General features: G+C 45.0%; 5 protein-coding genes and 1 pseudogene. 4 read left to right on the top strand and 2 right to left on the bottom strand.

All coding sequences use genetic code 11. The features are described 5' to 3' along the window. Window positions 1-31 precede the first annotated feature (31 nt). The 4 genes from ACOTW6_RS21780 (at window position 32) to ACOTW6_RS21765 (ending at window position 3,375) form a co-directional block, all read left to right on the top strand. On the top strand, window positions 32-511 hold the full coding sequence (locus ACOTW6_RS21780; RefSeq protein WP_421766301.1) for a hypothetical protein: 480 nt from the start codon (window positions 32-34) through the stop codon (window positions 509-511). Between the two features lie 126 nt (window positions 512-637). Next, window positions 638-832, top strand: a complete 195-nt coding sequence (locus ACOTW6_RS21775; protein WP_045615232.1) for a hypothetical protein — start codon at window positions 638-640, stop codon at window positions 830-832. Continuing rightward, a complete protein-coding gene (locus ACOTW6_RS21770; RefSeq protein WP_058678878.1) occupies window positions 832-2,697 on the top strand; it encodes a hypothetical protein in 1,866 nt (621 codons plus the stop codon). The genes ACOTW6_RS21775 and ACOTW6_RS21770 overlap by 1 nt, the downstream gene beginning before the upstream one ends. Then, entirely contained in the window at window positions 2,698-3,375 is a 678-nt protein-coding gene (locus tag ACOTW6_RS21765; RefSeq protein WP_105826554.1) for a phage baseplate protein, read from the top strand. 33 nt (window positions 3,376-3,408) lie between these two features. On the opposite strand, the gene ACOTW6_RS21760 is transcribed toward ACOTW6_RS21765, so the two are convergent. After that, on the bottom strand, window positions 3,409-4,080 hold the full coding sequence (locus ACOTW6_RS21760) for an EAL domain-containing protein (RefSeq protein WP_040117157.1): 672 nt from the start codon (window positions 4,078-4,080) through the stop codon (window positions 3,409-3,411). Window positions 4,081-4,372: 292 nt separating this feature from the next. Next, window positions 4,373-4,903 (bottom strand): annotated as a pseudogene (locus ACOTW6_RS21755) (tyrosine-type recombinase/integrase); the annotation flags it as partial. Window positions 4,904-5,009 lie beyond the last annotated feature (106 nt).

The raw sequence follows: 5,009 nt of genomic DNA, 5'->3' as shown, positions 1-5,009 counted from the left end.
TTCACTGTCGGCGAAGGTAAGTTGATGACTCATGATGAACCCTGTTCCATGGCTACAGATGACAAACATGATCTCATATCAGGGACTTGTTCGCACCTTCCCTAAAGCACTTCGCTATCATCCATCTATTAAAGATTTCATGGTGTACACCCTAAGTGTCAATAGCTCTGACAACTTCTACACTCGAACAGTAGAAAGTAATCCGGCTTACGAGGTGTGGACTCTGAACGGGATCACCGTAATGGATGTAACAGGGTACTCCCTGATCACCGACAAAATCGGTGTGGACGGGTTCGCCGTCATCCCACGCATGAGTGAGGGGAGTAATGCACTGGTGCTGCACACCGGAATCGGTGTTCGTCATCTGACACTTGGAAAATCTGCAACTCTGCATAATCAGTATGTTGTTTCAGATGCTAAATGGCAATTCCCATCTATTGCAACAGAAACCAGCTATCTACCAATTAATAACATCCCTACGGCGATAGTTTTCGGTAGCGTCTCAGCATAATGAGCGATAGACGGTAGTTCTTCCCGTCTGAAATAAAGAAGAACTTTGAATAGGGCGTGTGAACGTTGGGAACATCTCCCCAGTGTTCCCGCCCTTTTTTATTTCCAGAATAAGAGGAAAGATAATATGCAGTTAATACTCAAGAGTGCAAAAGGCGTTCATATTGATATTCAAGGTGATAGTGCATCAGATTTACTTAAAGTAAGTCAACTATGTGCGCTATTAGATATTTCATATACAGGTGTTAGGCAACGTATTTTCCGAGGAGATACGATTGAGCAAGCTATTCACCATTATTTAGATAAACAAGGTGGTGAATAATGTCAGGTGGACTAATCGTTAATACGAGTACGATCCGTAATACCGTCGAATTCGTGGTGGATCGTAATTCAATGAAGGAAGCTATGGACGCTTTCGATCAAATTCAGAAGAAAGCCAAAGGCATTAAAGACCCTACGTTGAATATGAAAAAATTCAGTCAGGGGCTAAAGTCTGCTGAAAGGGAACTCGATAGGCTGAATAAGAAAGCGTCAAAGCCTCGTGATAATAGCCAGCGTGAAGCAGAGCGAGCAGCAAAGGCTAAAGCGAGAGCAGAAGCTCAGGCAGCGAAAGAGGCCGCAAGAAACGCACAGCGCCGTGAACGGGCTGAATTGAAGCTATTGGACGTTGCCAGCAGCTTTAAAAGTATGCACCACCTTACCAACGTCGAATTAACCCAGGCGGCATTACAGGCCAGCAGGATCACTAAAGCCTATGCAGCAGGAACTATCTCTCTACAACGCCAGAACAGCGAGATTAAGCGTTTACAGCAGAGTTACAGACGCATTAACGCAGAGCGTAGGGAAGCAGCTAAACGAGGCGCTACGGCTCCTGTAGGCGGTTCTGGAGCGATTACAGGCGGGCTTATGGGCTTAGGCACTGGTGCGCTGGCTGGCGCTGGGATTGGTGCGGCGGCTTACGGTGCTTATTCATGGGGCAAAGAGGCTGTTACAGCACAGGAAGAGCGTAGCGAGATTGTACAGCGTGCGAAGCTGGGAAATGTCGATTACAACGCGCTGGTTGCCCAAAGCCAATACGCTACCGCTAACGGGATCGACTCAGGAATGGGTATTCAGGGAATGAGAAAACTCCTTGATAATTATAAGGATATTCAGGATCGCATAGGTCAAACTCTCAATGAGGCTAAATACGATAAGAAATCTGGAGAGTGGAAAGGTGGCGATCAGGGGATTCTGTCAGCAGTGAACACTGCCGGATTCACGATGGACGATTTACGCCGTTACCAAACAAACCCGATGGGCTTTACCTCTGCCTATGTTAACACCTTGGAAAAACAAGGGAAATCCTCAGAGCAAATCCTCGCATCTTTGGAACAGCTTGGTGATGACATGGGGTTGTATGTGGGGGCTTTCCGCAATCAAGGTAAGGCACTCACTGATCAGGTGGACGTACTCAAGCGTAACGGGCAGTGGTTGAACCAGGAACAGCAAGATCAGCTTGTTGCATACCGTAAGTTTAATCAGGAAATGGACATTCTCAACGATAGCCAGAAACTGGCATTCTTCGAAGGGTTTATGTCAGAGATTGACCCTGAAACCATGCGAGAGTTTAAGGAAGCTATGCAGGAGGCGTTACCCTTCTTCAATGGGCTTGGGAAAGCTGCGGGTGATGTAGTGGATGGTCTGATGAAAATGACCAACTGGATCACTGGAAAGCTCAACCTACTCAATGGGGATAACACCTCTAAAGAAGCGGTGAGCCAGCATTACGGCACTACGTCAGCACCTGCACAGCCTGGAAGTAATCCAGTGGCTAACGCCTATGGAGCCAGCCAGCCGAAAGCAGACGGCACACACCAGCCTAATGTGTTCGATACATTCCATGATTGGTGGAACGGGACAAGCGACGCTAAAGACGTGAGCAGCTACGCGCAGAGCACCAACGGAGATTACTCTCCTGTTTCAATGTTGAAACAGAGTGCAGCAGCGCCAGCTAAGCCAGCCAATGCACCGATCATGCAGCCTGTAGTGTTGCAGAATCAGCTACCGGAAGGGCTTATCCATCTAACTATTTCTCCTGATCCGACATTCGGAAACATGCTGAATGCTACCGTTGATCAGCGTATCAGTGATAACAATCAGCGTATGGTGCTGGCTGTTTCATCTGGACAAGGGACGGGGGGCTAAATGGCAACACCTGGAAGTTTAACTATCGGGGGCAGCGATGCCTCCCGTATAAATTCAACTCAGAACAGTAATAACAGCAGTGCTACCCGCGCCAAAGGTGAAAATGGCTTCACCATCCTTGCATCTGTATATAATTCGTCCTCAGATAGCTACATTCAAAACTATCAGGCGATAGTGTTTGATGCTGTGACGGACACGGGAGTCCGTAGACAGGCTGATATTACCAGCTATCCCGTTGAGAGCGGGGCAGAGGTGAGCGATCACGTTCAGATTAAGAATAATACATTCAAGCTATCGGGGATTATTTCCGAAACTCCGGTGAGGCTGGAAAAGGATTTGTTATACAGCGCTGGTGTGAATGGCACTCGTATCAGTCAAGCTATCGAATACCTCGATAAGATGTTTGACAGTCGCCAGCCCATCACATTAGTGACAGAGCACAAAGTGTACGAGAATGTTATTCTCTCCGGCATTTCCTACGATTATAAATCTGAATACGCGATGCAATTCGATCTTGAATTTGAACAGATCAGGCTTGTCAGTAAAGCTACAGTTAATGTGATTGCAACTAAAACGCAGGGAAATAAATCTGTAGGCGGTACGGTGAAACAGAAGGTGGTGAACAATGCACCTAAGAAAACTGAATCTGACACTGTTACGACGGAGTTTAAAAAATGAGGGGCTTATGCCCCTTTTTTGATGGTTTCAACACTAAAGCAATGAATCCATATTTTTAAAAGGGACAGATTTAAAAAGATAGCCCTGTAATCCCCAAATTCCCACCTCACGCAGTAACCCCATATGATCTCTATTCTCAATCCCTTCAATAATAATTTTGTCGCAGTATTTTTTGATTGATGCAATCAACTGGTTGAAGGTTGGTTTCTGCACCTGCTCATTAAAGAAGCAGCGATCTACCTTTACAACCTCAAAGTATCCTTCGATCAAACTAACTACATTCGAGTTTCCTGCGCCAAGGTCATCGAGCCATAGCCCATTTACACCCTGGCTCAGCGATTTTAATAAGGGACTTTTCAATCCCTTGTCCAAACCAGGGAAATGCTCAGAAAGTTCAAGTTTGATGAATGGCATCGATTCGAAAGTTTGTCTAAGTATGTAGTCATGACGTATTAAAAAAGCCATTTGCTGATCAATGTTCAGTGTACAAAATAGATTCTTTCGTTCGAACCACGTTTGCATAGTGGCAATGTTTCCACATTGTTCGTATAGGAAAAGCCGCTTCCTATCTAAATCCCAAGATGAAATTACGAACTCAGGGTGAAGGTGACGTCCATCTGAGGTAATGAAGCGAGTGAGAAGCTCAACGCCTAACAACCTCTCGTCAATGCTCACTATAGGTTCAGCAATGAATGTAGTATCCATAACAAATACCTTAAATTTTAATTAAAATTATATTGTAATTTTTATCACAATAAAGCAATAGTATTGCCAAAATTTGTGGTACGGATGTATGGCTTTGACTAAGTGATTGATATCACATACCTTTCTGCTTTATAGTGGGTGTTTGCTGATTGTTATATATTAGTCTTGCAATGTTTTTCTGGTTGTTTTTTTGCTCGGTTTTTTGTTTGATACTGGTTCATATTCACCTAAATATATAAGTAATGTAATAATGTTCTATTCGATAAGTTAACGAGGGGCTTACGCCCCTTTTTTATTGATTCTCTATCTCTGGATAGCGTAGCAATTCTATATACTGCCGTAGCTCAACAGGAGAGGCGGCATTCTTGCTGTACGTCTTGAAACTCTCTGTAGAGCCGCGCTCGTGACCGAGCAGAAGGGCTATTCTGTCCTCAACCACTTGATTTCTATCGAACATTTGCGCCACTTGGTGGCGTAACGAGTGAAAAACTTTCAACTCTGATCCCGCTTCGCCTAAAGCCTTTCGTTTAGCCCTCGTAAAACGCTGTGAATGCCACGTAGAGCGCTTTCCGTCTGCACGGTCAATGATTGACGCACGATAGAACAAAAATCCGTTGTAGGGCTTCTCACGAAGCGATAACACCAACGGAGTGATCAGGCTATGCACCGGAATAATACGGGCTGCTGATTTGGTCTTCCCCTCCGTCACTTCGAAACATAACACCCCTTCAATCTCTCGGATGTTGGCCGCACGTAATGAACAAATTTCATTCAGGCGCATACCGCTATACATGCCGATCAGCGTTACATTTTGCATCTCTTTGAAGTGGTTTACTGAATTTGGCCACCTGAACAGAGGTGATATGCTCACCTCAGAACAACACAGGTGTCATAATGAAAAAAAGAAATTTCAGCGCAGAGTTTAAACG

The organism is Enterobacter cloacae complex sp. IR5403 (genome assembly GCF_049238705.1).
In the GTDB taxonomy this organism is placed as follows: Bacteria; Pseudomonadota; Gammaproteobacteria; order Enterobacterales; family Enterobacteriaceae; genus Enterobacter; species Enterobacter hormaechei_C.
Note: the sequence above shows the minus strand (reverse complement) of the source record. Positions and strands in the feature narration are given on the sequence as shown.

Coding starts and splice junctions, on each gene's coding strand:
- ACOTW6_RS21780 (WP_421766301.1), top strand. CDS start 32: ATGATGAACCCTGTTCCATGGCTACAGATGACAAACATGATCTCATAT.
- ACOTW6_RS21775 (WP_045615232.1), top strand. CDS start 638: ATGCAGTTAATACTCAAGAGTGCAAAAGGCGTTCATATTGATATTCAA.
- ACOTW6_RS21770 (WP_058678878.1), top strand. CDS start 832: ATGTCAGGTGGACTAATCGTTAATACGAGTACGATCCGTAATACCGTC.
- ACOTW6_RS21765 (WP_105826554.1), top strand. CDS start 2,698: ATGGCAACACCTGGAAGTTTAACTATCGGGGGCAGCGATGCCTCCCGT.
- ACOTW6_RS21760 (WP_040117157.1), bottom strand. CDS start 4,080: ATGGATACTACATTCATTGCTGAACCTATAGTGAGCATTGACGAGAGG.